Source organism: Lactiplantibacillus sp. B652 (genome assembly GCF_023806745.1).
GTDB lineage: Bacteria > Bacillota > Bacilli > Lactobacillales > Lactobacillaceae > Lactiplantibacillus > Lactiplantibacillus pentosus.
In genome coordinates this window covers 295,697-313,051 of sequence record NZ_JAMSKY010000001.1, presented here as the reverse complement: position 1 = coordinate 313,051, position 17,355 = coordinate 295,697, and the positions used below count along the sequence as shown (strand labels likewise).

Sequence of the window (17,355 nt, the reverse complement as noted above, 5' to 3'; positions counted from 1 at the left end):
GTTTTGTGGTAAAAATTTTGAAGAAAGAAGTGGATTGTGTTGGAAACTTATACGCTACGTGATGGATTGACGGTCCCGAAGATTGGTTTTGGGACTTATAAACTGAATGGTGCGCACGGGGTGCAGGTGATTGGTTCTGCAATCGACCGCGGCTATCGACTACTAGATACGGCCTTCAATTATGAAAACGAAGGGGCCGTGGGTGAGGCGGTTCGTCGCTCATCCGTGCCACGCTCGGAGTTGCTGATTTCGTCCAAACTACCGGGGCGGCATCACACGTACACGCAAGCCATCAATACGATTCAAGAATCATTGTATCGAGCCGGGCTCGATTATTATGATCTGTATTTGATTCACTGGCCCAACCCGAAGGAAGACCATTACGTTGAAGCTTGGCAGGCATTGATTGACGCCCAAAAGTTAGGTTTGATTCGTTCGATTGGGGTCTCGAATTTCTTACCGGAACATTTAGACCGGTTGGATAAGGAGACTGGGGTCTTACCTGTCATCAATCAGGTCGAATTACACCCGTATTTCAACCAACAAGCACAACGGGACTATGACCAAGCGCACGGTATCTTAACGCAGGACTGGAGTCCCCTTGGCCGCGCGAGTGAGATGCTACAAAATGAGACACTCAAAGCGATTGCGGCGCGCTACCATAAAAATGTTGGCCAACTAATTTTACGCTGGGAGTTACAACTCGGCACGCTACCAATTCCGAAGTCGTCGACACCGAGTCGTCAAGCAGGGAACATCGACGTGTTTGACTTTGAAATCGGTGACGCTGATATGGCAACGATTAATGGCCTGAGTCGTGCAGATGGTCGTTTGAATGACCAAGATCCGGCAGTTTATCAGGAGTTTTAATTAAAACGCTGGATGTAAAAAAGATAGTGGCGCTGTTGTGATGACAACTGGCCACTATCTTTTTTAGGCTCGCTCACTTTTCTGGAATTTGAAGCGTTATAAAACAGTATTACCGGTATATTCGAGAATTAATGGTATCAATTGCAAGAAAACTAGTTATTTGCGCATGATGATAAAAACAACTAGTACATAGGCCATAAACAATATTGCTAATATGATTATCATCAATACTTGCACAAGACGGTTTATGAAGCGGCGGTTCAAAGTCGGGATGAACTCTAGGTAGGCAGTTAAGGTTAGAAAACCCGTAATGGCTAAGCCACTCCCGAGAGACGTATTCCAGTAAATGAACCAGGGACCGACTATCGCGACGAGTAGTCCGATAATACCGATCCATTTGTGCATCTTATTTTGAGGTGCTAAGAACGCGAACATGTCATGATCACTCCTAACGATATGTGGCTATGAATGCCGATAATTCTAGCTTAACATATCGAAATTGTGGTTAGGAGCTATAACTTCATACAAACTAGGAATATGCTAAAAATAATCAAAAAATAAGGATGCTTCTGTGTGTACTGGTGCAGTAGTAATTTGCTTTTTAAATCATACAGGATGCTAATGGTGTAGCTGTGAGCCGCTATCTGGTAAAATATGCTTATGGGTATGTTTTAAGGGCGGTTGGCTGTTTTTATCTTGGAAGGTCGTGGTAGTATGACAAATACGTTTCCCACACTAGGAAAGGTTTTCAGCCGTGGTCACTTTACCTGTTTGGTTTGCATTTTTGCAGATCATTTTGAGCATCGCACTAGCGATGTATCAGGTATGGAACGCCAGAAACAAAAAATAGCCACCCCAAAACTTTGGCAAGTAACTGGGTGACTGTTTTTTAGTTGTTCAAATGTTAAAGCCAACTGCTCTTAGAGCGGGCCTTGTTTCAAGTCGGTATTCGCGTACCGGCTTTTTTACTGTCTTTATTTTAACACGTATATGTTTCGGGAAGTATATTTTTGATTCAAAAAAATCAAAATAAGCGCCCAATCGATTGATATAACTACTTTATTACGCGCGCTTAATCGCAATCATCTTAACCTGATAATCCCAGTTCGGCGCACTCAAAGTAAACACGTCGCCAACGGTATGATTGGCGAGCGCCTGGCCGATGTGAATGAAATCCTTGGTTGTTCAAGATTGGCTTCTCGTTTACCGACGAGTTGATAGGTGATTTGGCCATGGTCATCAAGTTTTTCAGGCGTGGTCACTTTACCTGTTTGGCTTGCTTTTTTGCAGATCATTTTGAGCCTCACACTAGTGATGTATCAGATATGGAACGCTAGAAACGAAAAATAGCCACCCCAAAACTTTGGCAAAACTTTGGCAGGTATTAGGTGACTGTTTTTTGGTTATCTAAATTTTAAAGCCAACTGCTCTTAGAGCGGGCCTTGATTCAAGTCGGTATTCGCGTACCGGCTTTTTCACTGCTTTTATTTTAACACGTATAGGCTTCGGTAAGTGTATTTTTGGTCCTCCAAAAAATAAAAATAAGCGCCCAATCGATTGATATAACCATTTTACTACGTGCGCTTAACCGCGATCACCTTAACCTGATAAGCCCCGTTCGGCGCGTTCACAGTGACCACGTCGCCCACGGTATGATTGGCGAGCGCCTGGCCGATCGGCGATGTGAATGAGATTTTTTGTTGTTCGAGATTGGCTTCCTGTTTGCCGACGAGTTGATAGGTGATTTGGTCATGGTCGTCTAGGAATTCGATGGTGACGAACTTGCCAATATCCAGTTGGTCGTTGTCGGCGGGTTGGACGATTTGGGCATACTGTAACTGTTTGTTGAGAAAACGTAGGCGACTTTCTAAGCGGCCCAAGTCGCGTTTAGCGCTACTATATTCAGCGTTCTCAGAGCGGTCGCCCAATGCAGCGGCCGCGGCGAGAATCTTGATTCGTTCGGGCCGTTGCTGTTTCAAATCCTCGATTTCTTGTTCAATCGCATGGTAGCCGGCCGCAGTCATTTTGTTAAAAGTTGGTTCCATCGCTAAGACCTCGTATCCGTTAAATTTCTGGGAATAGTTTACCGCAAAAGTAACTGAATTGGTACCGGCCAGGCAATCGCTACTGTTCACCGCGGCTGCGTAAGTGATTGCTGTATAGCATGATGCCGCTAGTAATCGCGGTCAGAACAACTCCTGCGAGCAGGCTGATGAACGGATGATGACCGGCAGTCAGAAGGTAAAAGCCAACGGAGAAGCCAACCAGTTCAATGAGTGCGCTTACGCCGAGGTAGCGCCATGACCGTTTCGGTTTGTCTTCTATTGGGGTGCTCACGTTGAGGGACAGCACAATCATAGTGAACACGGCAATCATGAGGACGAGGAACAGCGGATTGTCGTACGTGAAGGCGTGCAAGAGGTCACTTTTTTGCCAGCCTTGCCATAGCAAAATCAGTAAAATGACACTATTTTCAATCAATAACGTTGTGCGGATGTTCTTGAAATTTTGTAAAATTAAACGTTCGTCGCGAATCTTCCTCATGATTGAGACCTCCTAACTTGGGTCGATCCAAAAGACGGTATCCAGTGTTTGGTGGAGTGCATAACAGAGGTTGAGACAGAGCTTCAATGAGGGATTATAAGTGCCTTTTTCAATCAGGCTTAAAGTCTGCCGGGTGATGCCAGTAAGGTTGGCGAGTTCTTTTTGAGAAAGCCCCGCCGCTAAACGAAATGCTTTGACGTGATTGTCCACGAATTTTCCTCCGATGTAAAATATATGTTCCATTTGTCCTTAGTATAAACGCAGGTCAGGTGACTGACAACCGGAATTGATTGGTTTGGACAACTGGCAAACGTTGACGACAAAGATGACGCCAAAAAAAATAGCCAATGACTTTGCAGCCTTGGCTAGTCGTGGAATTTCTCACGTTCCACGGAGTTACGAACAAGTTAAGTATAGGCAAAGTTATCAGAAAATACAATTAAATTATTAAGGTAGTTTAGACTGATAGCTTAAAGATGGTAACGATTGCAAGAAAATTAAATTGGATTTTTTAAACAAATCTCTTGTATTTTAGTCTAGACCAATATACAATTGGACTATACCAAACAAAGAGGGAGTCAGTTAATTATGAAAGTTATCGTAGTAAAGGATCAAGCTGCCGGCGGTAAGGAAGGCTACAAAGTATTTAAGAATGCTTTAGATAATGGTGCGAAAGTATTTGGGTTGGCAACTGGTTCGACACCCGTTACAACTTACAAAGAAATCGTAAATAGTGATTTAGATTTCAGTGACTGCACATCCGTTAACTTGGATGAATACGTTGGGATTGCACCAGACAACGACCAAAGTTATAAATACTTCATGCAAACTCATTTGTTCAATGACAAGCCATTTAAGGAATCATTCTTGCCAAACGGTTTAGCTTCAGACCCAGAAGCTGAAGTTAAGCGTTACGACAAAGTAATTGACGAACACCCAATCGACTTACAAATCTTAGGAATCGGCCGTAACGGTCACATTGGTTTTAACGAACCAGGGACCCCTCGCGACATTACGACGCACGTGGTTGACTTGACTGAATCAACGATCGAAGCCAACGCGCGGTTCTTCGCTAGCGAAAATGATGTGCCTAAGCAAGCCTTCTCAATGGGCTTAGCTTCCATCATGAAGAGCAAGCACTTATTGCTTGAAGCATTCGGTGAAAACAAGGCGGATGCCGTTAAGGGCATGATTGAAGGCCCAGACACGGTTGACTTACCAGCAAGTATCTTGCAAAACCACCCAGACGTTACCGTTATTATTGACGAAGCGGCTGCAAGCAAGTTAAGCAAGAAGTACTAAACTGAATTTAAAAGCCATTTGCAACGATGCGTGTTAGCACGCGTTGAATTGACGAATGGGATAGAATGATTTTTTAACAGCTTCACCGCGGTAGTTAGCCGTAGTGAAGCTGTTTTTTTGGGTTGATTGGTCGCCGTAATTGAAGTGGCGACTAGTAGGCTAATTTTAAATCGAGCGTAACCTAAATACCCGTCAAAGACTGGTATTAAACATTTCTTGACGGATGTTGATTGCCTTATTCGGATAAGTGCTTTTCTAATTCGTGCCAAAAATCTGTATCTAGGGGTTGTTGCTTCTGATACTGTTCACCCTTAGCAGGAGAAATCGGGGCATACATTGTTGTGAGATCCGGCTTAAGCGGTTCGTTATTAAAATGCCGTTGATTGCCAATTTTGACAGGGCTAGTGATTGTTCCAATGGTCAGGATAGCGGCTGTCTTTTTCGATTTTGCGACGCGCCCTTTATTGACACTAGTATAACCAGCTGTTGGGACGCCAATCGTAGTCACTTGCGGATTTCGTTTCAAAGCCATGATCGTCATCTCAGCCGCGCTACCTGTTCGAGAATCCGTGATGACCACGACTTGCTTGTGAATGGCCGCATGACTGGCTGGAAAGCGATAGCTGTTGCTAAGCAAGCCACCGTGAATTTGTGTGGCCGTCATCACGACTTGCTTGCCATGGTCAGCATTGTCAACTTCAGACCACAGGACACCTTTAGGGATGATTGCGGCTAATCCGGCAATCATGGGGTAATAGTCCCCACCTTGATTGTGCGCAAAATTCAAAATAATCGTTTGCTGATGACTAACGGTTTTCAGTAGGTTGCGCAGTTGTTGCTGATACTTGTTGGTTTTTTTACTATCGGCCGAAAAGAACGTTGGCACATTCAGCACTTGATACCCGTCAATGTTTGAAATTGACGGATAATTAAGTTGTTCCAATGCTTTTGGAGAATCTGTCGCAAACGAATGCCGATTTCCTTGTTGCAAAATTGCACTTAATTCACGCACGGTCTTGACGTTTTTTCCGTGATTCGTCTGTTTTACTAACGCTGACCACTGCTTAGGTTGCTCAATAATGCCATGTTTACTCATCTCTGAAATAACTGCCGGGGCTTCGAGATTATCCGTGGCGGTGGGCTGATGGTGACAACCCGCCAGTAAAATTACTAATCCCAACAAGCTGATTTTGAAATACCGCGTCAAACTTAAAGTCATACCATTCAAATCCTTATCAAAAGTCAATTACCGGCCAAAAATGACAGTCTAGGTGCATGACTGACGTAAATGGTTGGTGGCGTAGCGACTTCAGTTAGTCACTAACATTTTAGAACGTGCTTATATCATTTCTAACAGTTTAGAATGTGCTGACATCATATCTGAGCACAGACCTGATTAGCGATGACAATACAGATTGCCACCACCTGCATAAGCGCCATGATTGCCTGCTGGACACGAACCGTGGTAAAGTCCACCAGATCCGTGTGGTGTCGGAATTCCAGATGGAAAAGCCGTCTTCGGCCAAGTAGCAGCTTGTGAATTCAAGGCAGACGTAAACAAGAACAGACTGCCTGCACCCACTGTAAGTAGAAGTCTTAATACTTTTGTTTTCATATGAAAAAATCCCCCTAAAAATATCATTTTGCTTAAGCAACCGCTTACATCATCCCGCTAATCGTCTCCCTTAACAACCTGTTTTCACAAAGTTTTCAGTGAGTAATCGTCAATCAGTCTAACGACCCTATCATGGCCTCTTAATACGTCAACTCAAAAAATGTCGTCACAAACGCTAATCGAGTTTGTGACGACATTTTGAAGGGGCGTCAGACTTTCAAAGACGGCGCCGAAAATAGTGAATGAAGGTTTGGCTCTTGAGATTGGGCTCGACCGGGGTAATTAACAAAGTAGTGCGCGGTGGCATGTGACCGTTACCTACGCCTTTTTAGATGGCGATTCTAACGCATTGTTCTTGATAATTTGAGGCCGAATCGTCTGGATGAGTGCGTTAAAAGAGCTAATGACGTTTGGTAACTGTTTTGAACCGTGTTGGATAACCCACTCCAACAGTGTCATCTGCAAATTAGCTGCCATATCCGCAATCAGGTCAATTGGCGTCACCTGAGTTAGTGACTGTGCTTCAATGTAATGCTTCCAGCCATTATGTAGAATCTGTTGAAAATTGACTTTTAGATCAGCTTCTGGCTCATGGACGGTAAATAAAATATGAATCGCTTGTTGATTTTCATCTAAGAGCACCCAAATACTTTGCATGAGTTCATCAAAGTTACCATCAATAATCAATTGAAAGTGTGGCCGAACTTTTTGTGTGAACATTGTGCTGTAATGGGCGACCATTTTATCTAATAAATCATATTTGTCGAGGTAATGGCTATAAAACGTTGAGCGACTCGTTAAGGATTGTTGACAAATGTCGGCAATCGTAATTTGACGAAATTTTTTAGTTTTGAGCAAGTCTAGGAAAGCAGTTTGAATATCACGTTCGGTTTTGATTCTACGGACATCTTTTGGCATGGTAGCTCCCTTAATTGATCATAATTAGTAGTAATAAATTAAGTATAGCATATTCGATAATTTTATGAAAATTTGTTCGTTTTCGAACACTTGAAGCCAAACTGTTTGAAAGCGGACAACTGCTCTTATTTTGACAGTCGTAAATTCGGTTGGAATCTCCTATGATGATGTTGTTGAAAGGAAGCCGGCGTTATTCCCTTTAAATTAAAAGATTAGAGGTAATTGAAATGTATACTTGGACTTTTTGGATTTTAGCAATTTGGTTTGTTATTAATGTTATCTGGATGTGGTTTGCTCTAGATAAGCCAGGGTTACAAAAAACGTTTGCATGGATTAACGTGATTGCCGTTGTTTGGGGATTCTGGGCATTCTATGGTGCCGCACCAGTTGCGGGCCTCCATATTTGGTTTGAACTATTGAACTGGGTAAATGTGCTGTTGGCCTTACTGCAGTTCTACTTCGGTTATCGGCATGCGACTAAGCAAGCACAATAGACGCCATCGTTATTAGGAGAATGTAGGTTGAATGTAGATGAAAGGGTCTGATCAGATGACGAAAGCAACTATTTTCACAGGGACAATTGACCATTCGGGATTTGTTGTTCCAGACATCGACGCCGCAGTTAATTTTTTCGTGGATGTGTTGGGGTTTGAAGTCCTGCAACGTCCCGGACGGATGCAACCAGCAGATGACAGTCTGACACGGTACTTTGGCGTTCATACGGGTGCAGTAATGGAAGGTGCGGCCTTTCTACAGTATGGTGGTCGTAAGATTGAACTGGTTCAGTGGTCCGCCCCACGACAAGTTGATCCGCAACTGAATCCCGCTGACGTTGGGGCCGCACATCTCGCCATCACGGTCAGCGATTTATCGGAAGCAAAAGCCTATTTTGAACACCAACCGAATGTCACGGTCAGAGAGATGGGGCCGTTGGGGTTCTTCTACATCACGACCCCTTGGGGAATGGAAATTCAAATCATGCAACAATCGTAAAGCCCAATCTAGCGCCTCTTTTGGGTGATGTCAGTTATTGCGATTAGCCGTCATACGACATGAATGCAATCTAAGATTCCTGAGCGATTTGGGAATGTTGGATTGCTTTTTTTGTTGGGATTATCGGGAACAACATGGTTATCGTTCGGCACATGATAAATGAAACCCGAATAAAAGACACTGAAAGCTGACGACAAACTAAAACGACCTTCAAAATTGAAGGTCGTTTTTAAATTGACTGCTAATTCTAACGTGACAGAATATGGCGAGTCAGCATACGGCGGAGATATCCGAACAGTACGCCTTACAAGTTCTGTCCTTTTTCCCAAGTCGTTTTCGATAACAACAAGCCTTGCTTAACCAGCGTGTCGAACAAAGCGTGGGTCCGCTTTGAAATTTCACCAGCTGTTTCAGCGTTGGCCTGGGTTAAAAATGTCGTGGCATCGCCAGTGAGCGCGGCGTCGGTTGCGGCGACCCGGCCCCGTGCATAGGATTGGCAGCCGTCGCGATAAGCATTGACCGTCTCAGCAAATTCATGCCAGTGCGGTTCGATTAGAACGGAGAGGGTCTTCGACAGCCAGTACACGTTATCGACGTCGACGGTGCCAGTCGTATTGCGGTAGTCCAGCGGCGTGTCGTTGATATTCGTAAAGAATGGGACGTAGGGTGCGTAGGCGAAGAAGCCCATCGCGATCCATTGAATGGCCGCCTGCTCAGCAGGGACGTCATTGCGAATTTGGAGAATGGACGAGCATTGGTTGCGGTCCATCGCAATTGACCGGTACCGCGTTTGTTCGCGGTGGTCACCCGAAGCAAAAGTGCCAAATGGGTCGTAAGGGGTCCCATTGTAATGTGAAGACAGGAAGAATTGAACGTCTTCAATCGCTAGTTTTTTACTTGGGTGCCGGAACAACGGCATGTCTTGGTCGGTCGGATTTTGTGCGATTTCTGGGTTGAATAATTTTTGCCCATACCAAGTCCGAGGGGTGTTGTAGTAAGCATCCGCCTCATTTTGCGTGCCAAAGATCTCACGGAAATTAAAGTGGCCTGGATTGGGATTTAAATGATACTGGTTAACAAAGTCGGCTAAATCACTAGCGGCTAAGTAGTTCGCGGTGTCGTTGAGGTCCATTTCCTGCAAGACCGTCTGATTAGGAACGATGGCGTAAGTGTCTTCTGGCATCCGCACCGCGCCCCAATGGTGACCGCCGGCAGTTTCCAATAACCAAATATCGTCATGGTCGTTGAAGGCGATACTGTTACTTTCGCCAGTGCCGTATTTTTCAATGAGGGCGCCTAGTCGTTGGACGCCTTCCTTAGCGCTTTTGATGTAAGGCAAGACCAGGGTGACCATGGCTTCTTCGTCGACGCCATCGTGGACCAGTGGATCGTAGCCGAGAACGCGGGCATTGGTCGCCGTCGTTTCCGTTGCGCTCATGCCAACGTTGAATTCGTTGATGCCCGCTTCTTCATAACGGCCATCGTGCTGGTCGGCCTGTGGCGTCGCGGTATAGCGGTAAGCGTGGTCCGGTAGCGGTACAGTGACCCCGGTCGTCACGGATGTATAGCTGGCGTTCGTCTGGTCGTGGGCTTCGTGGACAATAAACTTAATGGGATTAATTGGGCCATAGCCGTCTTCGTTACGTGCTACGATGGTCGAACCATCCATGCTGGCAGCTTTCCCAACTAATATTTCGGTACAATCTGTGTCTTTTTTCATTCTAATCAGTCACTCCTTAGTTAAGTATAAGTATAGGAGCTTGACCAGGGATTACAACGGCAATTTGATTTTCCAGCGTTTAAAATGAGAAAACGGTGAGTCTTGAATGCGCCGAAATGGGTGCTGAATCCTCAAATCGACTTGTGAAACCGCAATCATGTTCGAAAAGTTCTTCCGAATGAAAACACTTTACTTGTTGTTGTGTCGGCGTTTATCGAACCTGCGCCAAATTCAATTTTTGTGAATTAGTGAGTTTAATTTTGGCACAGTTTGTTGTGCCACGGGTCTACCTAGATGTTCTTGAAACCGCTTACCGCGATAGATATGATTAAGTTGTTAAGAAAAAGGAAGGAGCTTTACCTGATGAGTGAAAATGTAAATACAACTGCAACCCAAAGCGCTCCTGTTGCAAAGAAAAAAGTGGGCGTCAAGGCTCGCGTTCAAAAATTTGGGAGTGCACTGAGCAACATGGTTATGCCGAACATCGGTGCCTTCATTGCTTGGGGCTTAATCACCGCCATCTTCATGGCTGGTGGGTGGTGGCCAAATGCTGATTTGGCCAAAATGATTCAGCCAATGGTTCATTATTTATTGCCATTATTAATCGCGTTTACCGGTGGGAATATGATTGCCAGTCATCGTGGTGGGGTCGTTGGTGCGATTGCCACGATTGGTGTGATTGTTGGGTCAAATATTCCAATGTTTATTGGTGCCATGATTATGGGACCTTTAGGCGGCTGGGTTATCAAGAAATGGGATGAAGCCATTTCCGATAAGATCAAGAGCGGATTTGAAATGTTAGTCAACAATTTCTCCGCTGGGATCATCGGGATGTTATTAGCTATTTTAGGCTATTACGCGATTGGGCCAGTCGTTGCCGGCGCAAGTGCATTAATGGCTGCCGGGGTTAACTGGATTATCCAAATGAAGCTTTTACCATTGGCGAACGTCTTCATTGAACCAGCGAAGATTTTATTCTTGAACAATGCGATTAACCAAGGGATTTTGACCCCACTTGGGATTCAAGCGGCAGCTAGTGCAGGTAAGTCAATTCTGTTCTTGCTCGAACCTGATCCAGGTCCAGGTCTTGGGATTCTGTTAGCCTTTGCCTTGTTTGGTAAAGGGACGGCTAAAGCATCTGCACCTAGTGCCATGATTATTCATTTCTTCGGTGGGATTCATGAAATTTACTTCCCATACGTTTTAATGAAGCCAGCATTGTTCTTAGCCGTTATTGCTGGTGGGGTTACCGGTACTGCAACGTTTAGTCTTTTAAATGTTGGGCTAAAATCAACGCCATCACCTGGTTCAATTTTAATGTTATTCATTATGTCTCCAAAGAATCTTGGTAACTATATTGGCTTAGCAGTTGGTGTGATCCTAGCCACCTTAGCCTCCTTCATCGTTGCCGCCATTATCTTGAAACGTGACAAGTCAACGGATACGGATGATTTGGCCGCTGCTCAAGGTAAGATGAGCGACATGAAGGGTGGTAACACGGCGACTGCTAGTGCAACAGATGCTGAACCTACTGATGTGATTGCTTCATATAAAGATGTTGACCACATTATCTTCGCCTGCGATGCCGGAATGGGCTCATCCGCAATGGGCGCTTCGCTCTTACGGGATAAGGTCAAGAAGGCCGGAATCAACATGTCCGTTACGAACACGGCGATTAGCAACTTGAAAGACGAACCAGGTTTATTAGTGATTACGCAAAACGAATTGGCTGACCGGGCAGCTCAAAAAGCACCCCATGCATTACGCCTTGCTGTTGATAACTTCTTGAGTAGTCCAAAATATGATCAAGTCGTTGTTAACTTGAAGGCGCGCGACCAAGTTAGCGATGCCCCAGCATCTGCAGCAGCTGAACCACAAGCAACTACAGACACGCCGGATGCATTGCCAGCTAACTTAGATTTAAGTGTTGTTGACGAAATCGTCTTCGTTCACCATGACGGTCATTTGGGAACAGCGACGATGGCAACGTCCTTAATGAAGGACCGCGTCAAGAAGGCCAACAAACATGTTAGTGTTAAGAACTTAGGAATCGATGAATTGACGGACAGCAACAGCTTGTTAGTGGTCTCCAGTGCCGAAGCGGCCAAGAACTTGAAGACCCGATACACACAAGTTCAAGTCCTCATTACTGACGACCTATTGAGCTCATCGAAGTATGATAAGATGGTATCAGAATTGAAATAAAATGATATTAATACCATTTATATTATGAGGTGGCACCATGGTTAAGTTCACACAACGTCAAGACGAGTTGTTACAGTTGTTGCTGGCGAATCCCACCGGACTTTCAATGAGTCAGATTGAAACCGGTCTCAACAGTAGTCGGCGCACGATTTATCGGGAATTTAGCAATCTGGAATTAGTGTTAGCGAATGCTGATTTGAAGATTGTGAATGAAAAACATCATTTTCAGCTGACTGGGTCCCCAGCGGCATTGGCTGAATTTCAAGGCCAATTGGCGGCAGGACGCAAACTAGCGCCGGCGTTTGATTCGCAGACGCGCCAGAATGCCTTAGCTTGTCGGTTGTTGATGACGGATCATGCCGTAAAATTAAAAGAACTCGCGCTTGATTTTGATGTGAGTGTGGCGACGATCTCAAATGATTTAACGGCCTTGACGACGCCGTTTGCAGACTACGAATTATCTATTGAACGACTGAAGTCACGGGGCATCCAAGTTGCCGGGACCGAGGGCAGCATTCGTAATCTCTTTGCCACCATTTTAAATAATGAAATCAACGACTATGAGTTTTTTAAAACGATTGGGAAGTTGAATCAGGGACTTGCCGTTTCATCAAGTGATGAACAGTCGTATTTCTTGAATTTACTAGATGCGCAATCATTGATTACGTGTTACCAAGCCGTTCGTGGATTGAAGAAGAAGTACTTTGCGTCGGTCCCCGATGGTCAGCTCCAACAGTTGATCATCACCCTGACGACGGGCATCATGCGCTTGCAACATCAGCAGCGCGTGACGTACTTGCGGGGCATCAACCGCGATGATTTCTTGAAGTATCAGCGGATCGCGTTGGCGATTATGACGCAGCTACCAGAGCAGATCAAAGCGTTGGTCACGGGTGCAGAAATTGACTTTTTGGCCCAGCAGATCAAGGGATTGACCTTCCGCATCGACCAGGACGCCTCATTATCGAATTACAATTTGCAACTCACGTATCAGGTCAAACAATTCATTGATGCGGTTGCGACGAACTTCGATTGGTCGTTTGGGACGGATGACCGATTGCTGAATAACCTCACGGCGCACATGCAGATTGCTTTGCAACGCAACGGGGTCAGCGGACCGGTACCACCGAGCTCTGAACTTCAAGAAGTTCGGGAGCAATATCCAAAGTTGTATTCAGCGGTGGTCCGCGGCTTTTTCCAAGTCTTTACCGACCAGAACTTCACGACTGACGAATTAACGTACTTGCTGATTCACTTTGCCAGCACCTATGAACAACAGTTGAGCCATCAATCGCTCAAAGTCTTGGTGCTGTGTCCCAATGGGATGACGACCGCCCGCATCTTGAAGACGCGTTTGGCCCGGTTAGTCCCAGAGATTACGTCGATTGAGGTTGCCCGCATTGGCAGCTTGGGGCAGATTCATCTGCAAGATTTCGACATGATCCTCTCGACGACGAGTCTACCAGGATTCAAGTTGAACTACCGGGTGGTCAGTCCACTCTTGTTGGAGAACGAAGTCACGGCATTGCGGGAATATATTCATCAGTATTTTCCAAGTACCAAGGTGGTCGAGTCTCCAACCGATGAACCAACGACCACCACGCTTGATTTTGATACCGTCTACCAACAAATGACGGTTGCCAAGCAAATCCTAGACCGCTTCACCATCACGCCGATTCGAAATGAGGATGAGACGATTGCGGAGACCTTGGTTAAAATCACGCGGCATATTGATCCTAATCTGATTCATGACCCCTTAGAGGTAGCGGGGCGGTTGTTACACCGTTTAGGACTAGCGCCAGTGGGCATTCCGAATACGAATTTGGCGCTCGTGCACACGTTGAGTCAGGAAGTCACCGCACCCTATTGTGCAATCTTCGAACTCGACCAACCGTTACCTTTTAAGAGTATGGATAACCAATCCATTCGGTTACAGCGGATCGTGTTAATGCTCGGCCCCGCTAATATCAGTGATTTTGAAAATCGGCTGATGGGTAAGCTGAGTGCGCTGGTCATCGAAAGCCGCAAGAACACGCAGACCTTTATGACCGGTGACCGCCAGCAACTTTATCAGTTAATTAGTACAGCATTTTTGAACGAACTAACGAAATAGCGTAGGTGAAAATAATGGAAGCTTTAGATAAGAAAATGATTGCGTTGAACCAACAAGTCGCAACGCAAGAAGAAGGCATCCGCTTAGCCGGTCAACTATTGGTCGATGGCGGTTGTGTGGAACCGGAATACATCGATGCCATGCAGGCACGTAATCAAGATGTTTCCGTTTATATGGGTAATTTCATTGCCATCCCCCATGGTACTGAAGATGGCATGAAGTACATTAAAAAGACCGGGATCTCAGTGGTCCAAGTACCAATGGGTGTGAGCTGGGGAAACCCAGACGATGACGACGATGATAAGACTGTAACGGTCATCTTCGGCATCGCGGGTTTGAACGGCGAACACTTGAACCTCTTATCTCAGATTGCGATATACTGCAGCGACGTAGCCAACGTTGCCAAGTTAGCGGACGCTCAATCTGAAGATGAAATCATAAATCTATTAAAGGAAGTTGATTAGCATGTTAGACGTACATTTTGGCGCAGGGAACATTGGTCGGGGCTTCATTGGCGAAACCTTGGCAGACAACGGGTTTAAGATTACTTTCGTTGATGTTAATGATACTTTGATTGACGAATTGAACAAACGGAATGGTTACACCATTGAATTGGCTGCAGAAGGCCAAGAACACATTGAAGTTCACGATGTTAAAGGCATTAACAACGGTAAGGATCCTAAGGCGGTTGCTGAAGAAATTGCCCAAGCCGATATGGTCACGACTGCGATTGGACCTAAGATTCTGAAGTTCATCGCACCATTGATTGCCGACGGGTTAAAGTTACGGCAAGCCAATAACAACACCACGCCAATCGACATTATTGCGTGTGAAAACATGATTGGTGGGAGCCAATCATTGAAGAAGTCCGTCTACGAATCATTGAATGCTGACGAACAAGCTTGGGCCGATCAAAATGCCGGCTTCCCAAATGCGGCGGTCGACCGGATCGTGCCACTTCAAAAGCACGACGATCCATTGTTCGTTTCTGTTGAACCATTCAAGGAATGGGTCATCGACAAGTCACAAATGAAGAACCCTAAGATCCAATTAAAGGGTGTTGATTACGCGGACGACTTGGAACCATATATCGAACGGAAACTCTTCTCCGTTAACACTGGTCACGCCACGGTTGCCTACACTGGTAACATGAAGGGCTACAAGACGATCGGTGAAGCGGTCAAGGATAACAGTGTTGTGGACCAAGCTAAGCACGTCTTAGGTGAGACTGGGGACCTGCTGATTCAAAAGTGGGGCTTTGATCCTGAAGTCCACCATGCTTATCAAAAGAAGATTTTGAGCCGGTTTGAAAACCCATATATCTCAGATGATATCGAACGGGTCGGCCGGACACCAATCCGCAAGTTAGGCTTCAACGAACGCTTTATTCGCCCAATCCGCGAATTGAAAGACCGCGGTCGCGACTACAGCGCCTTGGTTGACACGGTTGGCGAAATGTTCTTCTTCAACTATCCAAATGACAGCGAAAGCGTCAAGCTACAACAATTGTTGAAGGATGAACCAATCGAACAAGTCATTCGCGAAACAACCGACTTGAAGGACGAAGATTTAATCAATGAAATCAAAGCAGCTTACGAAAAGCATTTGGCTGCCGTAAAGTAATTTAAAAAAGGCCTAATCACAAACCGCCATAGTGATTAGGAGCCTAAAAGGACGTGCACCCTGTGATGGGATGCACGTCCTTTTGTGCTCGCGGCTTGAGCGTTGTCAGTTGTTGGTTACGACCACCGCTAATGGTAGCTAATGGTAGTCAGTGGCCGCGCAGACTTACGGATAGGCGTCGTGGCGTGTGTTGGTTGAAGTCGTCTCGAAAATAATTCGCGCTGTTCAGACGCACTGGTGATGCGAGCTGAGGCATAAACGCACCTAACCTAACGTCCCATCCAACGAGATTAGCGTTCCCAGAAGTGCCACCAGGGTTTGGCAGCTTGCTGGGACTGTTGGTCCAACTGTGCCATGACCTGGTTCAAACGGTCGCTCAATGAGTCCAGGCGGCGAATGATGATTTCCTGTTGCTTATACAATTCCGTGTTGGTTGGGCCGGATGGTCGCGCGGTCGGAACGCGTTTGTCATCGGTAACGGATGTGGTGGCCGTCTCAGGCTTAGTGGCCTTTTCAGCAATGGGTTCAGCCTGTTCAGCAGCTGCAGCCGGGGCCTTGGGAGCCTTTTCTGCTGTGGTCGGTTCAGCTTGCTTAGTTCCAAAAGCGCGTCCCAGCGCCGTTGCGAGCGTCGTACCTTGTTCTGCCAAATCGATGGCAGCTTGGAACGTCTTTAAATCCGCGGGGCTGTATAACCGATGACTATTATCGGCCGGGCGGAAGCGGTTCTCGTCGTTTAATTGTTTTTCAACCATGGTACTGTACTTGCGCAGCGTCACTGCCTTGATGCCGAGTTGTTCAGCGGCGACCGATGCGACTAATTCTGAGTCCTGCTCAGGACTGAGTGTTTGTGTGGACACAAAAATTCCTCCTTTAGCTTATATCGTTTCTATAACGCTATTATATCGAATTTTAATCGTAAAAAACACTGATATACGGGGAAATTGTGACCCATGTTCGGGATTCAGACCGCGAACACCGCTCGAAGGGGTAAAACATGCTATGATAGAACGGAAATCAATGGAAATGAGGATTACGATATGATTGAACCAGTAGATAAGACGACCTTTGAGACCGTGGCGGCCGATACGGCGCTGACCGTGGTTGATTTCTGGGCTGATTGGTGTGGCCCGTGCAAGATGCAGGAGCCAGTGCTTGAAGCGCTCGATGACGCGTATGACGGGCAAATCAAGTTTGCGTCATTAGACGTGGACCAGCATCAAGAAATTGCCGAAAAGTTTGAAATTATGAGTATTCCCGCACTCGTGATTTTTAAAAATGGCAAGCCCGCTGAAAAAGTAGTCGGGTTCCATCCGCAAGCAGCTCTGAAAAAATATTTGGATCAGAAGCTGGCGGAAGTCACTGCGGATTAGGATGAAGCCAGCGTCGTGTGCCGAATAATTACCTAAAAAATCGCCGTAAGCTAAGTGCTTACGGCGATTTTTTAGTGACCAG

Annotated in this window: 17 protein-coding genes; 9 read left to right on the top strand and 8 right to left on the bottom strand. The window is 45.8% G+C overall.

Annotation, left to right across the window (positions count from 1 at the left end; genetic code table 11):
* Positions 1–39: 39 nt before the first annotated feature.
* Positions 40–870, top strand: a complete 831-nt coding sequence (locus MZO40_RS01340) for an aldo/keto reductase (RefSeq protein WP_101872671.1) — start codon at positions 40–42, stop codon at positions 868–870.
* 1,574 nt (positions 871–2,444) lie between these two features.
* Here the strand turns inward: MZO40_RS01340 and greA are convergent.
* From greA to MZO40_RS01325, 3 genes are all read right to left on the bottom strand, one after another.
* On the bottom strand, positions 2,445–2,915 hold the full coding sequence (gene greA, locus MZO40_RS01335; RefSeq protein WP_105961236.1) for a transcription elongation factor GreA: 471 nt from the start codon (positions 2,913–2,915) through the stop codon (positions 2,445–2,447).
* A gap of 79 nt (positions 2,916–2,994) precedes the next feature.
* On the bottom strand, positions 2,995–3,414 hold the full coding sequence (locus tag MZO40_RS01330; RefSeq protein WP_122217607.1) for a hypothetical protein: 420 nt from the start codon (positions 3,412–3,414) through the stop codon (positions 2,995–2,997).
* Between the two features lie 12 nt (positions 3,415–3,426).
* Positions 3,427–3,657 carry a helix-turn-helix transcriptional regulator gene (locus MZO40_RS01325; protein WP_050337900.1) on the bottom strand — a complete coding sequence of 77 codons (231 nt, stop codon included), beginning with the start codon at positions 3,655–3,657 and terminating at the stop codon, positions 3,427–3,429.
* Between the two features lie 345 nt (positions 3,658–4,002).
* Here MZO40_RS01325 and MZO40_RS01320 point away from each other — a divergent pair, with 345 nt between their 5' ends.
* The gene (locus MZO40_RS01320; protein ID WP_003637462.1) at positions 4,003–4,716 is read left to right on the top strand and encodes a glucosamine-6-phosphate deaminase; all 714 of its coding nucleotides are present in this window, start codon (positions 4,003–4,005) and stop codon (positions 4,714–4,716) included.
* 235 nt (positions 4,717–4,951) lie between these two features.
* Here the strand turns inward: MZO40_RS01320 and MZO40_RS01315 are convergent, their stop codons facing one another.
* The 3 genes from MZO40_RS01315 to MZO40_RS01305 form a co-directional block, all read right to left on the bottom strand.
* Positions 4,952–5,935 (bottom strand): S41 family peptidase, encoded by a 984-nt coding sequence (locus tag MZO40_RS01315; RefSeq protein ID WP_105961234.1) that lies wholly within the window; start codon positions 5,933–5,935, stop codon positions 4,952–4,954.
* Positions 5,936–6,112: 177 nt separating this feature from the next.
* The gene (locus tag MZO40_RS01310) at positions 6,113–6,331 is read right to left on the bottom strand and encodes a hypothetical protein (RefSeq protein WP_133305819.1); all 219 of its coding nucleotides are present in this window, start codon (positions 6,329–6,331) and stop codon (positions 6,113–6,115) included.
* A 318-nt stretch (positions 6,332–6,649) separates the two neighbouring features.
* Entirely contained in the window at positions 6,650–7,249 is a 600-nt protein-coding gene (locus MZO40_RS01305) for a TetR/AcrR family transcriptional regulator (protein WP_105961233.1), read from the bottom strand.
* A 227-nt stretch (positions 7,250–7,476) separates the two neighbouring features.
* On the opposite strand from MZO40_RS01305, the gene MZO40_RS01300 reads away from it, so the two are divergent.
* Together MZO40_RS01300 and MZO40_RS01295 are read left to right on the top strand one after the other, a co-directional pair.
* Positions 7,477–7,743: a hypothetical protein gene (locus MZO40_RS01300; RefSeq protein ID WP_003637465.1), complete on the top strand. Its 267-nt coding sequence runs from the start codon at positions 7,477–7,479 to the stop codon at positions 7,741–7,743.
* A 55-nt stretch (positions 7,744–7,798) separates the two neighbouring features.
* Positions 7,799–8,242 (top strand): VOC family protein, encoded by a 444-nt coding sequence (locus MZO40_RS01295; RefSeq protein ID WP_225083509.1) that lies wholly within the window; start codon positions 7,799–7,801, stop codon positions 8,240–8,242.
* A 304-nt stretch (positions 8,243–8,546) separates the two neighbouring features.
* On the opposite strand, the gene MZO40_RS01290 is transcribed toward MZO40_RS01295, so the two are convergent.
* Positions 8,547–9,962 (bottom strand): C69 family dipeptidase, encoded by a 1,416-nt coding sequence (locus tag MZO40_RS01290; protein WP_101872681.1) that lies wholly within the window; start codon positions 9,960–9,962, stop codon positions 8,547–8,549.
* 363 nt (positions 9,963–10,325) lie between these two features.
* On the opposite strand from MZO40_RS01290, the gene MZO40_RS01285 reads away from it, so the two are divergent.
* The 4 genes from MZO40_RS01285 to MZO40_RS01270 are packed head-to-tail and all read left to right on the top strand — an operon-like array spanning position 10,326 to position 15,903.
* Positions 10,326–12,167 (top strand): PTS mannitol-specific transporter subunit IIBC, encoded by a 1,842-nt coding sequence (locus MZO40_RS01285; RefSeq protein ID WP_252133055.1) that lies wholly within the window; start codon positions 10,326–10,328, stop codon positions 12,165–12,167.
* 37 nt (positions 12,168–12,204) lie between these two features.
* Positions 12,205–14,280: a BglG family transcription antiterminator gene (locus tag MZO40_RS01280; RefSeq protein ID WP_252133054.1), complete on the top strand. Its 2,076-nt coding sequence runs from the start codon at positions 12,205–12,207 to the stop codon at positions 14,278–14,280.
* Between the two features lie 14 nt (positions 14,281–14,294).
* Complete coding sequence (locus MZO40_RS01275) at positions 14,295–14,744, top strand: PTS sugar transporter subunit IIA (protein WP_003637470.1); 450 nt, start codon at positions 14,295–14,297, stop codon at positions 14,742–14,744.
* A 1-nt stretch (position 14,745) separates the two neighbouring features.
* Positions 14,746–15,903 carry a mannitol-1-phosphate 5-dehydrogenase gene (locus MZO40_RS01270; RefSeq protein ID WP_003637471.1) on the top strand — a complete coding sequence of 386 codons (1,158 nt, stop codon included), beginning with the start codon at positions 14,746–14,748 and terminating at the stop codon, positions 15,901–15,903.
* Between the two features lie 290 nt (positions 15,904–16,193).
* Here MZO40_RS01270 and MZO40_RS01265 read toward each other — a convergent pair whose 3' ends face one another.
* Positions 16,194–16,760, bottom strand: a complete 567-nt coding sequence (locus tag MZO40_RS01265) for a MerR family transcriptional regulator (RefSeq protein ID WP_105961231.1) — start codon at positions 16,758–16,760, stop codon at positions 16,194–16,196.
* Between the two features lie 180 nt (positions 16,761–16,940).
* On the opposite strand from MZO40_RS01265, the gene trxA reads away from it, so the two are divergent.
* Positions 16,941–17,273 carry a thioredoxin gene (gene trxA, locus MZO40_RS01260; RefSeq protein ID WP_050337889.1) on the top strand — a complete coding sequence of 111 codons (333 nt, stop codon included), beginning with the start codon at positions 16,941–16,943 and terminating at the stop codon, positions 17,271–17,273.
* Positions 17,274–17,355 lie beyond the last annotated feature (82 nt).